Source organism: Kitasatospora sp. NPDC059577 (assembly GCF_042735475.1).
Classification (GTDB): domain Bacteria; phylum Actinomycetota; class Actinomycetes; order Streptomycetales; family Streptomycetaceae; genus Kitasatospora.
Map to the genome: position 1 here is coordinate 313,750 of NZ_JBHWBZ010000003.1, position 17,554 is coordinate 331,303.

A 17,554-nucleotide genomic window follows, 5' to 3' on the forward strand; every position below is an offset into this window, starting at 1 on the left:
TCCGATGAGCAGCGCGGTGACTCCCGTCCCGGACGACGCGGACCGCAGGGTCCGGACCGAGGCCGACCGGCTGGCCGCCTCGGGCGCCGGCCGACCGGGCCCCTACCTGATCGGCGTACGCCACCACGCGCCGTCCCTCAGTGCGGTCGTCCCCGCGCTGCTCGACGCCGCCCGGCCGGAGGCGGTCCTGGTCGAACTGCCCGCCGAGTTCCAGCCCTGGCTCGGCCTGCTCGCCGACGAGGCGACCGAAGCCCCGGTCGCCCTCGCGGCCGCCCCCGCCGGGACCGAGGAGGCGGGCGGGCCCGCCTTCTACCCGTTCGCCGACTTCTCCCCGGAACTGGCCGCCCTGCGGTGGGCCCGGCGCAACGGGGTGGAGGTGATCGCCTGTGACCTCCCGCTCGCCCGGCGCGCCGCCCGCTCCGGGGAGGGCCGACCCGGCCCCGGGCATCCCGGTGCCGAGGCGCCCGGCGTGGCCGGCGCGCTGCGCCACCGGCTCACCGGCCGGGACTCCGACGAGGACCTGTGGGACCGGCTGGTCGAGACCGCCGCCCCCGGCTCCACCCCGGAAGCCGTCCGGCGCGCCGCCCTGCTCGTCGGCTGGGCACTGCGCCACGACGCCGAGACCGGCCCCGGCGTCGACCCGTACGACCTGCGCCGCGAGGAGTGGATGCGCGCCCGCATCCGGGACGCCGCGGCCGGCGGGCGCCGGATCGCCGCCGTGATCGGTGCCTTCCACGCCCCCGCCCTGCTGGACGGGCCGCCTGCCGTCGAGGAGCCGCCGCACCCGGACGAACCGGGCCACGTTCTCTCCCTGATCCCGTACACCTACCCGCTGCTCGACGCCCGCTCCGGCTACCCGGCGGGCATCCGCGACCCGGAGTGGCAGCACACCGTCCTCGACGCCGGCGGCGATCCGGAACGGCTCGCCGACGCGCTCACCACCACCGCCGTCCGGATCTGCGTCGCCCTGCGCGCCCAGGACCACCCCAGCGGACCGGCCGACGCCCGCGAGATCGTCCGCCTCGCCGGTGACCTCGCCCGGTTGCGCGGCCACGCCGCCCCCGGCCGCGGCGAACTGGTCGAAGCGGTGCAGACCGTCCTGGCTCAGGGCGAACCGCTCGGCCGCGGCCGAGCCGTCGCCCGCGCCCTGGAACAGGTCCTGGTCGGCACCCGCACCGGCCGGCCCACCCCCGCCGCCCCGCGCAGCGGGCTCGCCCCCGCCGTCGAGACCCTGCTCGCCGACCTCGGCCTCCCCGGCCCCGCCGACCCGGGCCCGCGCGACCTGCGGCTCGACCCGTTGCGCAGCCCGCTCGACCGCCGCCGCGAGATCCTCCTCCACCGCCTCACCGCCTGCGAGGTCCCGTACGCCGACCCCGTCGCCGGCACCGGTGCGGGCGGCACCGAAACCCTCGGCACCCGCTGGCGCGTCCACTGGACGCCCGCCACCGCGGCCATGCTGACCGTCGCCGGCACCCGGGGCGTCACCCCCGCCCAGGCCGCCGAGGGCGCCCTGCGCATCCGCCTCGGCGCCGACCCCGGCCCGCGCGAGATCATCGACGGCCTCACCGCCGCCGCCTCCTGCGCCCTCCCCGTGCTCACCGAGGACCGCCTCACCCGACTCACCACCACCCTCCCCGCCTCGGGCACCCTCCCCGAACTCCTCGACGCCCTCGCCCTCCTGGACCGCCTCGCCGCGGGCCACTTCCCGGTCCGCACCCCGGACGCGGCGGCGGCCCCGAGCACGACCGGCGGTCCGGGCGGCGCCGCACCCGACGCGGGCGCCCACGCGTCCGGGAGCGACGACGAGGTGGCTGCCGCGCCAGCCGGTGGCGGAGCGTCAAGCGCTGCGGAGGGCGCGGTCGGTGACGATCACGCGCAGTGCGCCACCGGGTCGCCGGCCGAAGCCGGTGAGGTTCTGACGGTCGCCGCAGTACGGCAGTTGGAGGGGCTGGGCGGGTCGGACGATCCGCAGGACGCCCGGGCACTGGTGGAGCTGGTGCGGCGGGCGGACCGGCTGGGCGGGGTGCGGCTGGCGTACGTGCTGGCCGAACTCGCCATGCACGGAAGCCCGTTGGTACGGGGAGCGGCCGGGGCGGTTCGGGTGCTGCTCGGGCAGGAGCCGGCCGGGGTGCTGGGCGGCCGGGCGGCCTCCTGGGTGGACGGCGCGACCGGTCCCGAGACGCGGCAGGTGCTCGGGCGCTCGCTGGTCGGCCTGCTGACGGCCGCGGAGGGACTGTTCGACGCCGCGCCGGAGGCACTGGAGCCGGTCCTGGAGCGGGTCACCTCGCTGCCCGACGGCGCTTTCCTGGACCGGTTGCCCGCGCTGCGCGGCGGCTTCGACACGCTCAGCCCGGCGGCCCGCGACCGGCTGCTGGCCCTGGTCGAGGAGCGTCTGGGCACCCGGCTCACCGCGTTGCCCGAGGAGGCCGGCCCCGCGGTGGTGGCCGAGTGGGTGCGTGCGGACCTCGCGGCCCGCGCCGCTCTGGCCCGCCGCGGCCTGCTGCCGGCAGCACCGGCGGCATCCGCAGCACCGGCAGCACCGGCAGCCCCCGCGGCAGACACGGCCGAGAAGCCCGACGATCCCACCGCGGTCGCCCGGCCCGACCCCGCCGACCCGGTCCACCGGCACGCCCTCCTCCCCGCCGAGCGCTGGCGGCTGCTCCTGGGCCGCCCCGGGAACGGTGGCCTGACCGGCCGCGGCGCCCGACTCGCCACCGCCCTGGACGAGTTGTACGGCAGCGGCCACGGCGAGGGCTCCGGCCCCGGAGCGGACAGCCGGGGCAACCGGGGCGGCCGCGAGGCCCCCTACCCGGGCGTGCGGGAGTGGGCGGAGGAACTGGAGTCGCTGTTCGGCCCGGGCCTGCGGGAGGAGGTGCTGGCCGCCGCCGTCGCGCAGGGCCGCACCGACGTCCTGGAGGCGGTCGACCCGGCGGCGGTCCGCCCGTCCGTCGATCTGCTGCGCACCGTCCTGGAGCACGCGGGCGGGCTGCCCGAGGCCCGGCTGGCCCGGCTGCGTCCGCTGGTGCGGCGCCTGGTGGAGGAACTGACCCGGGAGCTGGCGACGAGGCTGCGCCCGGCCCTGACCGGCATCGCGGTGCCGCGCCCGTCCCGCCGTCCGGGCGGCGGGCTGGACCTGGACCGGACGATCCGGGCCAATCTCGCCACCGCCCGTCCCTCGCCGGAGGGCGGCACCCTGATCGTGCCCGAGCGCCCGGTGTTCCGGACCAGGGCGCGGCAGGCCAACGACTGGCGGCTGATCCTGGTGGTGGACGTCTCCGGGTCGATGGAGGCCTCCACGGTCTGGGCAGCGCTGACCGCCTCGATCCTGGCCGGGGTGCCCTCGCTGAGCACCCACTTCGTCGCGTTCTCCACCGAGGTCGTCGACCTCACGGAGCGCGTGGAGGATCCGCTGAGCCTGCTGCTGGAGGTACGGATCGGCGGCGGCACCAGCATCGCGAGCGGGCTGCGCTACGCGCGGGAGCTGGTGACGGTGCCGTCCCGCACGCTGGTCGCGGTGGTCAGCGACTTCGAGGAGGGCGGGCCGGTCGCCGGGCTGCTGGCCCAGACCCGCGCGCTGGTGGACTCCGGTGTGCACCTGCTCGGCTGCGCGGCGCTGGACGACACCGGCACGGCCCGCTACTCGAAGGCGGTCGCGGGCCGGCTGGTGGCGGCCGGAATGCCCGTGGCGGCGTTGAGCCCGTTGGAACTGGCCCGCTGGGTGGGGGAGAAGGTGCGATGAGCGTGACCGATCGGACGAACGACTGGCCCGGTGTGCGGCCGGAGGTGGTCGCGGAGGTGGTGGCCGGGCTGAGCGCCCGGCTGCAGAAGCGGCTGGACGGTGCGGCGGCGAAGCTGGCGGAGCGTCCGGTGGTGCGGGAGGGCGACGAGTGGCGGGTGGAGGTGGACGAGGAGACGGTGCTCGTCCTGCACGCCCCGGGCGGGACGGTCGCCGAGCAGGCGGACGTCCGCTGCGGCTGCCTGCTCGCCCCGGCCTGCGTGCACCGGGCCGCGGCCGTCACCCTCTGCCCGCTCGCCGAGGCACCGGAGCCGACGGAGCCGCCAGGGCCGACAGGGTCGCCAGGGCCGACGGAGCCGACCGGGGAGGCGGGGCCGAGTGCGCCGACCGGAGCGGCCGGCGCGGCGGACACCGGTGCAGCCCGGGAGGCGGCCGGGCCGACCGCGCCCGCCTCCCTCACCGCCGCCGAACTGGAGGCCGCCCGGCACCTGCACCGGGCCGCGGCCGCCGTCCTCGCCGCCGGGGTGAGCGGCGCGGGCGCCGTCTCCCAGGCCGAGCTCCTGCGCGCCGCCCACCGGGCCCGGGTCGCGGGCCTGTACCGCCCGGCCGCGGCGGCCGTCGCCGTCGTGACCCGGGTCCGGGCCGCCCGGTCCGGCGCCCCCGACCACCGGCTGGCCGACCTGGTGGCAGGCCTGCGCGAACTGCTGGGCCTCACCACGGCCCTGACGGCCGGCACCGGCCCGGTCGCCGAGCTGCGCGGCACCGCGCGGCAGGCCTACCGGGAGGAGGGCGGCCTGCGGCTCCACGGGCTGTTCGCCGAGCCGGTGCTGACGGCGACCCACGCGGGCGCGGTCAGCTGGGCGGTGGACGCCGACGGGCGGCTGAGCACGATCGCCGAGGTCATGCCGCACGACGACGCGGCGGCCGCCGTCCCGCAGGCGGTCGGGGCCGGCAACCGGACGGTCCGGCTGGGCGACACCGCGCTCAGCCACCGGGAGTTCAGCCGGGCCGGGCTGGTGGTCCAGGGCGCGACCCGCTCCGCCACCGGGCGGCTGGGCGCCGGCGCCGCCGTCCGCGCCGTGCGTGCCGCGGGTGCGGCGTGGACGGCGGAGCCGGCGGCCCGGCTCTGGTCCGAACCGGTGGCCGCCCAGGTGGCACGGGCGCTCGCCGTGCAGGACCTGCCGTACGAGAGCCGCCCGGCCGGGAGCGACCTGTTGTTCCTCGACGTCACGCTGCTGGGCACGGCCCCCACCGGCCCGGGCGGAGTGCCGCAACTGCGGGCGCGCTGCACGGAGGGCGGCCCGGTGCTCGCCCTGCGTGCGGCGCACGAGCACCCCGACCTGCCGTTCCGGGCGAACCTTGCGCTGCTCGCCACCGCGCCCGGTCTACGGCTGCGGGTGGTCGGCCGTCTGGAGCGCGCGGACCGCCCGGAGCTGCGCCTGCTGGCGATCGGCACGCCCCCGCAGGCGCCCGACGTGCAGACGCCGGACCCGCTGGCGCTGCCCGCCGACCGCGCGGGCCGGGTCAACCTCGGTCTCGAACGCCTGCAGACCGCCGACCTTCGGACCGCCGACCTCGGGTCCACGGACCTCGGGCCCGCCGGCCCCACGCCCCCCGAGGGGGTCGCCGGTACGCCCCCGGAGCGGCCGGAACCCCCGGCGCCGTACGGCCCGCCCGTGCACGTGCTCGGCCGCCGGGTGGAGCAGACGGTCACCACCGGCCGGAACGCCCTCGCCCCGAGCGAGGCCACGGCGGCGGCCGACCGGGGCCTGCTGCGCGCCGCCGGGTTGGCCACCGCCGCCGAACTCCTGGACGGTCTGCGGGCGGCCGCGGCGAACCGCCGACGGGACGTGTTCGGCCGGATCGTCGCGGACGACCACGACGCCTACGCCACCGCCTGGCTGGCGGCCGCCTGGTACACCGAGGAACTGGCCTCGGCGCTCTGCTCGGCGGCCTGGACCGGGGAGGGGTGAACCGTGGGCCGCGGAACTGTTTGCAGGGACCGGTAATCCGCGCCTACTGGCATACTTGGGACGAGGGAGGCACCGAACACGCGGTGCAGCGGAAAGGACGGCGCGCCATGGGGATCCGGGACGACGCGGCCGAGATCCGGGCCCGTGGCTGGCGCACGCTCGCCGCGCTGCACGGGATGATCGACACCGCGCTGGAGAAGGCGCTGCAGGCCGAGTGCAGGCTCTCGGTGGTCGAGTACACGGTGCTGGAAGCGCTCTCCCGCCAGGACGGCTGGCACATGCGGATGCAGCAGCTGGCCCGCGCGGCGGCGCTGAGCAGCAGCGCGACCACCCGGCTGGTGAGCCGCCTGGAGGACCGGGGCCTGCTGAGCCGCTACCTCTGCGCGGACGACCGGCGCGGCATCTACACCGAGCTGACGCAGGAGGGCCGTGACCTGCTGGCGGCCGCCCGTCCGGTGCACGACGCCGCCTTGGAGGCGACGCTGGCGCAGGCCACCGAGGTCCCGGAACTGGCCCCGCTGGTCGGCTCGCTCGCCGAGCTCCACCCGGCCCACGCCTGAGACCCGCACCTGAGACCCGTACCTGAGGCCCACGCCTGAGACCCGTACCTGAGGCCCACGCCCGGGAGCTGCATTCGGGGCCACGCCTGAACCCGGTGGGGAGGGCCGTCCCGCAGGGCCGTCTGTGCCACCGGGCCGGGCCGGCCCGGAAGGTCATCCCGCCCCGCCCGCCCCGCCCGACCGGGAGCGGGCCCTCACCGCCGCCCGGCGGCGAGGGCCTCCTGGTGCACCCGGTCGAGCAGGGCGAGCAACAGGTCCTTGCTGGACGACCGTTCCCGGACGTCGCAGAGCACGACCGGGACCTCCGGCCCGAGGTCCAGGGCGCGGCGGACCTCCTGGGGGCTGGCCTCGCGGCGTCCGTGGAAGCAGTTGACGCCGATCGCGAACGGGATGCCGCGCTGCTCGAAGAAGTCCACGGCGGCGAAGCTGGATTCGAGCCGCCGGGTGTCGGCGAGGATGATCGCCCCGAGGGCGCCGAGCGCGAGGTCGTCCCACATGAACCAGAAGCGGAACTGCCCCGGCGTGCCGAAGAGGTAGAGCACCAGGTCCTCGCGGACGGTGATCCGGCCGAAGTCCATGGCCACCGTGGTGGTGGACTTGTCCTGGACGCCTTCGAGGCTGTCGACCCCGATGCTGGCGCGGGTCATCCGTTCCTCGGTCTGCAGCGGTTCGATCTCGCTGACCGAGCCGACCATGGTGGTCTTCCCGACGCCGAAGCCGCCGGCGACGAGGATCTTGACCGCGCCCGGCACCAGGCTCTGGGTCGTCAATTCGGGTCTCCTGGAAGGGAACGGGGAGAACGGGGGCAAGGGGTGCGACCGGGGCGCCGACGGGGCGGCGCCCCGCCGGCGCGGTGCGACCGCGACGGGGACGCCTGTCCGTCAGAGCCGGCGGACGCCCTCGATCACGGCCTGGATCAGCGAGATGTCAGGTGCCTCGGCGAGCTGGACCGGGGCGCGGGTGAGGATCAGCCGGGCCTCGGCCAGGTCGTCCAGCAGCACCTTGACCACGCTGACCGGCAGGTCGAGGGTGGCCGCGATCTCGGCCACGGCCAGCGGGCGTTCGCGGCACAGGTCGATGATCGCGGCCGGTTCGGGCGTGAGCCGGCTGGTGTCGGCGCGCGGGTCGGCGGTGACCACCAGGGTGATCAGCGCGAAGCCGTCACGGACCGGGCCGGTGCGCCCGTTGGTGATCGCGTAAGGACGGACCAGGTGGCCGGCGTCCTTGTCGTAGAACCAGCCTTCGTCGGCGTCGGCGGTGGTCACGCACCGCCACCCGCGCCGACCTGGCCGGCATCGCTGCGCGGCGCCGCGGTGAGGTACTGGCCGACCTGCTTGACCAGCATGTTGATCTCGTAGGCCATCAGTCCGGCGTCCACCTGCTCGCTGGTCAGGACGGCCAGCCGGGCGCCCTGACCGGCGGTGGTGACGAACAGGAACAGCTGGTCCATCTCCACCACGGTCTGCCGGACCCGCCCGCCGTTGAAGCGGTGTCCGGCGCCGCGGGCCAGGCTCTGCAGGCCGGAGGCGACGGCGGACAGGTGCTCGGCGTCGGCCCGGTCGAGGTTCCGGGACATGCCGACCAGCAGGCCGTCCTCGGAGAGGACGATGGCGTGCCGGGTCTCGGGTACCCGTGCGACCAGCTGGTCCAGCAGCCAGTTGAGGTCGCGCTGGGTTTCGGTGTGCTGCGTCATCACTGCTGTTCCTTGGCTTCCTGAGCGGCGGAGGCTTCCTGAGCGGCGGAAGGTGCGGCCGGGGTGTGCGGGGCGGCGGGCGCGGTGGGGTCCGGGGCGCCCGGTTCGGTGGCGGCCGCGCGGGCGGTCCGGGTGCCGCGCTGGATGGCGGCCATGGTGGCGCGGGAGCGCTGCGGGGAGGTGTCCTCGGTGTCGGCCTCGGCGCCGCCGTACCGGGGCGCGAGCGGCGCGGCCGGGGCGGGCGGTGCGGCGGGGCCGGTGGGCCCGGCCGGGCCGGGGCGGCCGACGGAGGACGGCGGCAGGGCGCCGGGCGAGTGGGCCTCGCGGAGCTGCTCGGCGAGGCTGGCGTTGCGGACCCGCTGCGGCAGGACCCGCGGGGTGCGCAGCTCGCCGTCCGGGCCGTGCTCCACGTTGTCCTCCTGCGGGCGTTCGTGGGTCGGCGCGGAGTGGTCGGCGGGGACCCCGTCGAAGGGCGCCGCGGCCGGCTCGGCCGGGAGGTCCGTGCCGTGGCGGCCGGCCGTCGGCCCGTTCCCCGGGGCGTTCGCGGTCCCGTCGCCGGAGGTGTCGCCCGGGATGTCGTACCGGCGCGGCAGTACGGGCCTGGGCACGACGACGGCACCGGGGAGTCCGGGGATCTGGGCACCGACGGGCAGTCCGCCGTTGGCGGGTCCCGCGGGGCCGTCCTCCGGCAGGCCGCCGTCGAGGAGCACCCCGTCGAGGAGCACGCCGTCGAGGGGGCCGTCCTCCGGCAGGCCGCCGTCGAGGAGCACCCCGTCGAGGACCACACCGTCGCCGGCGATCACACTGCCGTTGCCCGCGACGGGCCCGGCGGCCGTTCCCGGAGCGCTCCCCTCGGGGGCCTCCGGAGCGGCGCCGCCAGGCCCGGTGCCCAGCAGCCCGCTGAGCACTCCGGCCAGCGCGCCCGACAGCGCCTGGTCGGCCTCGCCGGGGTCGCCCTCCGCCGTCGGCCGGGCCTCCGGCGCCGGGGTGCGGGTGACCCGCGCCCCGGAGGGCAGCCCGGGTACCGCGGCCGCCTGCTCGGCCTGCTCCAGCAGCGCCGAGGGCACCAGCACCACGGCCCGGGTGCCGCCGTACGGCGAGGGCCGCAGGGTGACCTGGATGTCGTGCCGGGCGGCCAGCCGCGCGACGACGAACAGGCCGAGCCGCAGGTCGTCGCCGAGCGCCGAAACGTCCAGCTCCGGCGGGTTGGCCAGGTACTCGTTGAGCCGCTCGTACTCGTCCTCGGTCATGCCGAGTCCGCGGTCCTCGACCTCGACCGCCAGGCCCTTGGGCACCTCCTGCGCGGAGACCTGCACCTGGGTGTACGGCGGGGAGAAGGTGGTGCCGTTCTCGATCAGCTCGGCGACCAGGTGGATGACGTCGGCGACGGCCTGCCCGCTGAGCGAGGCGCGCGGTACGCCCTGGACGACGACGCGGGCGTAGTTCTCGGTCTCGGAGACGGCGCTGCGCAGCACGTTGACCATGGGCACGGCGTTGCGCCAGCGGCGGGCGGGCAGGGCGCCGCCCAGGATGACGAGGTTCTCGGCGTTGCGCCGCATCCGGGTGGCGAGGTGGTCGACCGCGAACAGCTCGCGCAGCAGCTCGGGTTCCTCGTGCTCGCGCTCCAGCGCGTCCAGCATGCTGATCTGTCGGTGGATCAGGATCTGGGTGCGGCGGGCGATGTTGAGGAAGACCTTCTTCGTCCCCTCCCGTCCCTGGGCCTGGTGGACGATGGCCGCGACGGCGGCCTGGCGGACGGCGGCGAGGCCGTCGGCGGTCTGCTGGACCTCGTCGCCGATCCGGCGGGAGGGGGCCCAGGCGGGCGGGGTGGGCACCGGTTCGCCGGCGCGCAGCCGTCCGACCACCTCGGGGATCTCGCTCTGGGCGAGCGCGAGGGTGTCGGCGCGCAGTCCGGACAGGCGGCCGGACAGCGCCCGGGCGGCCCGGATGCCGCGGATCAGGCTGAACAGCAGGACGAGGGCGACGACGACGGTGCCGATCAGCACCGCGGTGCTGTTCCCGGCGTCGCGCAGCAGGTAGGCGGCGTAGCCCCAGGCCGCGGCGAGGCCCAGGCTGGGGACCAGCACGAGGGCGAGGAGCGAGCCGCGGAGGGAGCCGGACCGGCCGGCGCGGTGGCCCGTGCGGGGGGCCGATATGCCTGGCATCTGATTCCTTGGTGCAGGGCCGAGTTGCAGGCCGGGTCGCGGATCCTAACGGCGGGTCGGCCCGGGCGGGCTTCAGGGCGCCGAGGCCGGGGTTGCCGGACGGGGTGACGCGGTGTCACCGTCCGGGCGGAGTACAGCCACGGCCGCCGACGGCAGGAAACCTATCAGTCCCAGGTGCCCTCATCGCAACATCAACTGACGATATGTGAACGGCTGATGGCTCTGCCGGGCCCTGCGGGGCGAAGCGTTCGCCGACGGATCGCCGCAGCTCAGCGCCTTCACCGTGACATGCGGACGGCTCCCCGGGAGGCGGGGTGCGCCTCCCGGAGAGCCGTCAGGAACAGGTCAAGCGGTCGTGGGCCGACGGATCGCCGCCGTCCGGTCCGGCCGGGTCCCGCCCGGACCGCGGACACCGGCGTTCGGCCCGGTCCGGAGCCGACGACCGGCGCGGTGTCGGCGGTCAGCCCGCTCCGGTGCCGGCGTTCGGCCCGCTCCGGTGCCGGTGGTCAGCTCGCCAGCGGTATCCGCACCACCTGTCCGTCCTGCTCGTCGCGGCCCTCGGCCTCCAGCTGGTTCAGCTCGGTCCACGCCCAGCTCGCCAGGTCGGACAGCTCGGCCGACCACTGCTTCCCGTAGGTGCCCGAGGCGACCTGACCGAGCCGCAGCTTCTGGACGTCCGAGGTGCCGGCCGGGGCGTAGATGTGGGTGGCGTCGCGCAGGTAGCGGATGATGTTGAACTCCTCCTGCGTGCCGCGGGCGGCGAGGATCTCCATCGCGCTGCGCGCCGAGTCCATCGCGTACTCGGTGTTGATGAGCTTGGCGTTCATCAGCTCGGCGTCGCAGGGCTTGCCGTGGTCGAGCAGGTGCGAGGCGTGGTACGCGGCCAGCTTGGCGGTCATCAGCTTGGACTGCAGCTCGCCCAGCTTCAGCGCGACGCTGTTCAGCTGGTTGAGCGGCTTGCCGTACAGCACCCGCTCCTCGGCGTAGCGCACGACGTCCTCGACGATCGCGACGTGGATGCCGAGCGCGACGGCGCCCAGGTTCAGCCGGCCGTACAGGGTGGAGGAGGAGTAGGCGACGTCCAGGCCCTGGCCCTCCTCGCCCAGCCGGTTGCCGACCGGGATGCGGCAGTCCTCGAAGATCAGCTCGCCGAAGCTGAAGCCGTGCAGGCCGCCCTGGGTGCCGAGGGTGCCGGTGCGGAAGCCGGGGCGGTCGCTCTCGACGAGGAACGCGGAGAGCCCCCCACTGCCCTTGTCGGTGCGGAAGACCACGCCGTGCACGTCGCCGATGTGGGAGTTGCCGACGAACCACTTGCGGCCGTTCAGCACGTACTCGTCGCCCTCGCGGCGGGCGGTGCCGGCCATGCCGAGCACGTGGCCCCCCGACTCCGGCTCGGTGACCGCGATGGTCGGCAGGGACTCGCCCGAGGCGAACTTCGGCAGCCACTCGCGCCGCTGGGCGTCGGAACCGAAGTGGATGACCTTGGCGACGCCGAGCTGGGAGGCCTGTGCCATGGCGCCCATCGCGCCGCTGACGCGGGCGAGTTCCTCCACGATGATGGTCTTGGCGAGATGACCCAGCCCCAGGCCGCCGAACTCCTTGGGGATCGTCACGCCGATCCAGCCGCGGCGGGCGATCTCCCGCGAGAGTTCGAACTCGACCTCGCGGTCGGCCTCCATTCTGGCGACCTGCGGACGCACCTCCTTCTCCGCGAACTCTCGGACCTCCGCCCGGAGGCTCTCGTGTCGCTCGTCGGTGAAGTAGTCCATAGCCATGCTTGGTCCTCTCATTCCAGTGGGTGTCGTGCCTCCGTTCATGCCGTCGATGCCGCTCCGGCCGCCCCGCGGGGAATCGGTGGGGGTGACGGCCGATCGCTCCCTTGCAATCGGTGCATGCGGACCCTGGCGCGGCTTCCCGGGGGGAGAGGAATACCGTCCGTGTCTTCGGCAGGGCTCATTGTCATATGTGAACACCCCCTTCACACCTAGTTGATCTTGGATTGGCGGGATTCCGGTCGTCGTTGTTACTCGCGGGTTTCGTTCCCGTGCGGACGGGGGAGTGATCTTCCCCCTCCTCACGATCCGGCTGAGCGGCCGTTCACATGCGGCTTTGACTGTTCATCAGCAAGGGTGGTGACCGGTACCGGTAGCACCGAAGGGCCCGGATGTCTGATTACATGTGCGCCATGACTGATGTGATGAGCACTCAAGGCCAGTTCCCGGGTGCCGCCGGGGAGTCCGAGCGGACTCGCAGGCTGCGCAGCCTGGGTCTCAACGAACCGTCCGCGGACGAGGCCTTCGACCGCTTCGCGCACCTGGCAGCGAGCATCACCCGCGCTCCCATCGCGATGGTCAACTTCATCAACGACGAGCGCCAGATGTTCCGGGGGCTCTACATTCCGCCAAACTCGGCCGAGGTCGCGGCCGAAGAGGGAGCTTCGTGGGCGGACCGCGGCATCGCCTTCGACCTCCCGACCCGTCAGATGCCGATGAGCCACGGCTTCTGCCCGCACGTCGTCGCCCAGCGCTCGCCCCTCGCGCTGGACGACATCCTGGCCTACCCCCGGTTCGCCGGTAACCCCGTCGTCGACGAACTCGGCGTCCGGGCCTACCTCGGCGCCCCGCTCGTCGACGACACCAACACCGTCATCGGCACCGTCTGCGTCCTCGACCGGGAACCCCGGCAGTGGGGGCGCGAACGGCTCCGCGACATCCAGCACCTCGCCGAGGCGCTGCTCTCCGAGATCCGGCTGCGCGACAACCTCCTCGCCCAGCAGCAGGAGATGTTCGCCGCCTTCGACGGCTCCCCGTTCCCCATCATGCTCACCGACGGCCCCGGCCAGGAGATCCGCTACGCCAACGCCCAGCACGCCGACACCTTCGGCGCCCCGGTGGCGTACGGCGCGATCGGGCAGGCCTACCCGCAACTCGGCGTGGCCGGCCTCCAGCAGGCCGTCTCCGAGGCCTACCGCACCGGCCGCACCACCGTCCTCAACGAGGTCCGGGTGCAGTCGACCCGCCCCGAGGCCCAGCGCATCCAGCAGATCTTCAGCTTCACCTGCACCCCGCTGCGGACCGCGCGCACCGGCCAGGTCAACGGTGTCCTCACCGTCGGCATGGACGTCACCGCCCAGTCCCGCACGGAGGAGGAACTCGGCACGCTGGCCGCCCTGCTGGTCGACCGGCTGCAGCAGAACGGCACCGCGACCGCGACCGGCCGCCCGGGCATCCCCGGCGGATCCGGCGTCGTCCTGCCGGGCTGAACCGCCGACCGCCCGCCCGCGTGCGGCACCGGGGTTCGCGTCCTCGCCGTCCGTACCGTCTGTACCGTCCGTCCGCTCCATCCGGATCATCCGTATTACCCGCATTGCTCGTACGGCCTGCACCACCGCTCCACCGGTGCCACCGGCGCCACTCGCATCACCCGCATCACCGCACCACCCGTACCGCTCACCGCCGTGGCGGGGCGCCTCTCACCCCCGAGGAGAGGCTCCCCGCCACGCTGCCGTCCGGGGCCGGTTCCGTTCCGATTCCGTTCGACGGCGGTCCGGCGGCAGTCCAACGGTGGTCCGACGGCAGTCCGGGCCGTGCGGCGCAGTTCGCCGGGCCGAGCGGGTGAACCGTCCGCCGCCCGCGTCCCGGCCGGGCCCGCCCGCCGCGCGGCGGTGGTAGGCATGGGCCGCATGGACTGGTTCGCCGCCCCCGACTACTGGCTGAGCCGGCTGCTCGTCCAACGCCTGCTCGCCGCCCTGTACCTGATCGGATTCCTCAACGCCGCCGCCCAGTTCCGCGCACTCATCGGCACGGACGGCATGCTCCCGGTGCCGCGCTTCACCGCCCGCGTCCCGTTCCGGCAGTCGCCCGGCCTGTTCCACCTCCACTACAGCGACCGCTTCTTCGCCGCCGTCGCCCGGAGCGGGGCCGCCCTCGCCGCCGCCGTCACGGCCGGGCTCGGTGACGCCGTCCCGCTGTGGGCCTCGATCGTGCTCTGGGCGGTGCTCTGGGTCCTCTACCTCTCCATCGTCAACGTCGGGCAGACCTGGTACTCCTTCGGCTGGGAGTCCCTGCTGCTCGAAGCCGGCTTCCTCGCCGCCTTCCTGGGCAACGCCGACACCGCCCCGCCCACCCTGGTGCTGTGGCTGATGCGCTGGCTGGTGTTCCGGGTCGAGTTCGGCGCCGGACTGATCAAACTGCGCGGCGACAGCTGCTGGCGCGACCTGACCTGCCTGCGCTACCACCACGAGACCCAGCCCATGCCCGGACCGCTCAGCTGGTTCTTCCACCACCTGCCCGACCCGCTGCACCGGATCGAGGCCGCGGCCAACCACGCCGTCCAACTCGTCGTACCGGTCTGCCTGCTGCTCCCGCAGCCGATCGCGAGCTACGCCGCCTGCGCCGTCGTCGCCACCCAGCTGTGGCTGATCGCCTCCGGCAACTTCGCCTGGCTCAACTGGCTCACCGTCGCCCTGGCCCTCGCCGCCGTCGAACCCGCCCGCCTCGGCCTGCCCGTCCACGCCCGTGGCTACCCCGACGCCCCGCTCTGGTACGAGACCCTGGTGATCGCGCTGACCGCCGCCGTCCTCGTCCTCAGCTACTGGCCGGTGCGGAACATGATCTCCCGCGGCCAGGTCATGAACCGCTCCTTCAACCGGCTCCACCTCGTCAACACCTACGGCGCCTTCGGCAGCGTCAACCGCCTCCGCCAGGAGGTCGTCGTCGAAGGCACCGACGAGGCGGTCCTCACCCCGCGGACCGTCTGGCGCGAGTACGGCTTCAAGGGCAAACCCGGCGACGTCCACCGGCTCCCCCGCCAGTACGCCCCCTACCACCTGCGGCTCGACTGGCTGATGTGGTTCGCCGGCATCTCGCCCGGCTACGCCCGCCCCTGGTTCCTGCCCCTCGTCGCCCGCCTCCTGGCCGGCGACCCGGCGACCCTGCGCCTGCTGCGCCACAACCCGTTCCCGGACGCTCCGCCGACCCACGTCCGGGCGACCCTCTACCACTACCGGTTCACCGATTGGCGCGAACTGCGGGAGACCGGAGCGTGGTGGCACCGCACCGCGTTGCACGAGTACCTCGCGCCGGTCGACCTGCCCGCCCTCGGCCGGGCCGGGTACCGGCCACCGCCGGGCCGACCGCCCCGCAGCGTCCGCGAAGTCCCGCTGGAACGGCCCCGGCAGCCCGGCCGGCGCCCCGGCCCGTCCACCGTTCGGCGGCCCGGCCACCCGTCCGGACCAGCGCCGGACCACCCGGGCGGGTCACCCGAGTAGCGGCCAGGTGGGCGGTATGGCAGACGACACCGACCCGTCGGGGCGGTGGGTGCGTGCAACGCTCGAACGGGCACCCGTATTCTGGGCCTCCACAACCGGCAGGCCGACCGCGCGCCCCCTCGCCCCGCCCCAGGGGCACCCCGCGCAACCGGTCCGCCGCCCCCTCGCCGCCAGCCCCGCCGTCGTCGCCCAGAACCGGACCTCACATGACAGTGCTTCACTCGCGCAACGCCGACGCAGCCGACCCGGCGGACGTCGCCGACGCCGCAGACGTCAAGGACTCCCAGGACGCCGCCGCGGAGCCCGACCTCCGCGAAGACCTCGGCCGCTACGCCGAACTCGGGGCCTTCACCCTCACCGCCGACACCCACGCCTGGTACGCGGCCGTCGACACCGTCGCCACCCCGGAGGACGCCCGCGCCGCCTCCACCGCGCTCGCCGAACTGCGCGGACACGACCTCCAGCAGACTTGGGAGGCCGTCACCGCCCTCGCCGCCGAGGCCAAGCTGGACGAGCCGGACACCGTCGCCAAGACCGCGCTGCTGGTCGAGATGCTCCAGCGGGTGCGCCGCACCTCCGCCACCCTCACCAGCGCCGCCTACGACGCCGACCTCGGCGCCCTCGCCGCCGCCACCGCCGACAGCGCCTGGCGCCGCGAGAACGGCGTCAAGCTCTCCTGGCTGCGCGGCCGCTCGCTGCGCAAGCAGGCCACCGCCCTCGCCACCGACCGCCGCATCCGCCGCGAGGACCTGCACGAGGCCCTCACCTCCGCCGAGATCGAGCGCCGCGCCTGGGCCGCCCTCGCCCCGGCCGGCGCCCTCCCGACCGCGCCCGCCGACGGCGCCCTGGTCGACCGCACCGCCCAGGCCTTCGAGGCGATCAACAGCGGCCTGCGCGACCTCGCCCGCCTGCTGCCCGACCACGACCTGGACGGGCTCCCCTTCACCGAGCTCGTCGACCTGGTCGACCGGCTCGCCGCCGACGAGGGCACCCTCTACCGCCTCCCCACCATCCGGGGCCTGCGCGCCGGCCTGGAGGAGGCCGGCCTCGGCGACCTGCTCGCCGAACTCGCCGCCACCAAGGCCGACCGCCGCGCCGCCGAGGCCGCGTACGCCGCCCGCCAGGCACTCGCCGGCGGGCAGCGGGACGGGCTGGCGCAGCAGGCCGCCGCCGAGGAGAGCGCGGTCGAGGCGCCGACGACGGAGGCGGACGACACCGCCGTGGCCGACGCCGAGGCCGAAGCGGCTGCGCGTCAGGCGCTGGCCGGTGGACAGCGGGACGGCCTCGTGGAGGAGGTCCCGGTGTCGGCTCCGGTCGAGGAAGCCGACGAGGTTGCGGCGGGTGCCGAGGCCGAGGTTGAGGCTGCGGCCGTTGTCGAGGCCGAGCCCGAGGCAGGGACCGAGGCAGGGACCGGCGCCGAGGCTGAGACCGAGGTCGCCGAGGTCAAGGTCGCGGAGGTCGAGGTCGAGGCGGTGACGGGTTCGGGCGTCGACCAGGACGCCGCTGACGTCGAGCCGGTGGCGGAGGAAGAGACCCCGGTTGCCGCGGTTTCCCTCCCTGCGCCCTCCCCGGCCGCCGACGACTTGGTCGCCGCCGCGACCGCCGATCCGGTCGACGCCGTGGCGGAGACCGAGCCGGCCGTCGAGGTCGAGGAGCCCACTCCGGCCGAGGTCGAGGCCGAGGTCACGGAGACCGAGGTCGTCGTCGAGGAACCGGCCGCCGAGGCCGACGTCGTCACCGACGAGTCCGCCGCCGAGGTTGACGAGGCTACCGACGAGGTGGCGGTGGAGACCGTCGCTGCCGAGGAGCCCGCCGAGGCCGAGCCGGTGACCGAGGCTGTCGCCGAGGAGTCGGCCGCTGAGGTCGAGGCCGTTGCTGTCGAGGTGGAGGAGCCGGCCGTTGAGGCCGAGGAGCCCGCTGCCGAGCTGACCGAGGCTGTTGCCGAAGAGGTCGTCGAGGTCGTCCCGGTGGCTGAGGTTGTCGTCGAGGAGCCGGCCGTCGTTGCCGTGGAGCCGGCCGTCGAGGCCGAGCCGGTGACCGAGGCTGTCGCCGAGGAGCCTGCGGCTGAGGTCGAGGCCGTTGCTGTCGAGGTGGAGGAGCCGGCCGTTGAGGCCGAGGAGCCCGCTGCCGAGCTGACCGAGGCTGTTGCCGAAGAGGT

10 protein-coding genes and 1 pseudogene are annotated in these 17,554 nt (G+C 75.2%); 6 read left to right on the top strand and 5 right to left on the bottom strand.

The window, feature by feature from the left end:
- Positions 1-4: 4 nt before the first annotated feature.
- The 3 genes from ACFV0O_RS05340 (at position 5) to ACFV0O_RS05350 (ending at position 6,269) form a co-directional block, all read left to right on the top strand.
- A complete protein-coding gene (locus ACFV0O_RS05340) occupies positions 5-3,739 on the top strand; it encodes a DUF5682 family protein (RefSeq protein ID WP_380336637.1) in 3,735 nt (1,244 codons plus the stop codon).
- A gap of 2 nt (positions 3,740-3,741) precedes the next feature.
- Entirely contained in the window at positions 3,742-5,709 is a 1,968-nt protein-coding gene (locus ACFV0O_RS05345; RefSeq protein ID WP_380336640.1) for a hypothetical protein, read from the top strand.
- 107 nt (positions 5,710-5,816) lie between these two features.
- Positions 5,817-6,269: a MarR family winged helix-turn-helix transcriptional regulator gene (locus ACFV0O_RS05350; RefSeq protein WP_380336643.1), complete on the top strand. Its 453-nt coding sequence runs from the start codon at positions 5,817-5,819 to the stop codon at positions 6,267-6,269.
- A 194-nt stretch (positions 6,270-6,463) separates the two neighbouring features.
- On the opposite strand, the gene ACFV0O_RS05355 is transcribed toward ACFV0O_RS05350, so the two are convergent.
- The 5 genes from ACFV0O_RS05355 to ACFV0O_RS05375 all read right to left on the bottom strand — a co-directional run bounded on the left by ACFV0O_RS05355 (position 6,464) and on the right by ACFV0O_RS05375 (position 11,902).
- Positions 6,464-7,039, bottom strand: a complete 576-nt coding sequence (locus tag ACFV0O_RS05355) for an ATP/GTP-binding protein (protein ID WP_380336646.1) — start codon at positions 7,037-7,039, stop codon at positions 6,464-6,466.
- A gap of 111 nt (positions 7,040-7,150) precedes the next feature.
- Positions 7,151-7,534: a DUF742 domain-containing protein gene (locus ACFV0O_RS05360; RefSeq protein WP_360251183.1), complete on the bottom strand. Its 384-nt coding sequence runs from the start codon at positions 7,532-7,534 to the stop codon at positions 7,151-7,153.
- Positions 7,531-7,962: a roadblock/LC7 domain-containing protein gene (locus ACFV0O_RS05365; protein WP_360251186.1), complete on the bottom strand. Its 432-nt coding sequence runs from the start codon at positions 7,960-7,962 to the stop codon at positions 7,531-7,533. The genes ACFV0O_RS05360 and ACFV0O_RS05365 overlap by 4 nt, the downstream gene beginning before the upstream one ends.
- Positions 7,962-10,127: an ATP-binding protein gene (locus ACFV0O_RS05370; RefSeq protein ID WP_380336649.1), complete on the bottom strand. Its 2,166-nt coding sequence runs from the start codon at positions 10,125-10,127 to the stop codon at positions 7,962-7,964. The genes ACFV0O_RS05365 and ACFV0O_RS05370 overlap by 1 nt, the downstream gene beginning before the upstream one ends.
- A gap of 506 nt (positions 10,128-10,633) precedes the next feature.
- Positions 10,634-11,902: an acyl-CoA dehydrogenase family protein gene (locus ACFV0O_RS05375; RefSeq protein ID WP_380336652.1), complete on the bottom strand. Its 1,269-nt coding sequence runs from the start codon at positions 11,900-11,902 to the stop codon at positions 10,634-10,636.
- A gap of 410 nt (positions 11,903-12,312) precedes the next feature.
- On the opposite strand from ACFV0O_RS05375, the gene ACFV0O_RS05380 reads away from it, so the two are divergent.
- From ACFV0O_RS05380 to ACFV0O_RS05390, 3 genes and pseudogenes are all read left to right on the top strand, one after another.
- The gene (locus ACFV0O_RS05380; protein ID WP_380336655.1) at positions 12,313-13,389 is read left to right on the top strand and encodes a GAF domain-containing protein; all 1,077 of its coding nucleotides are present in this window, start codon (positions 12,313-12,315) and stop codon (positions 13,387-13,389) included.
- A 420-nt stretch (positions 13,390-13,809) separates the two neighbouring features.
- Positions 13,810-15,396: a lipase maturation factor family protein gene (locus ACFV0O_RS05385; RefSeq protein WP_380336701.1), complete on the top strand. Its 1,587-nt coding sequence runs from the start codon at positions 13,810-13,812 to the stop codon at positions 15,394-15,396.
- Positions 15,397-15,602: 206 nt separating this feature from the next.
- A pseudogene (locus ACFV0O_RS05390) lies at positions 15,603-17,554 on the top strand (hypothetical protein); the annotation flags it as partial.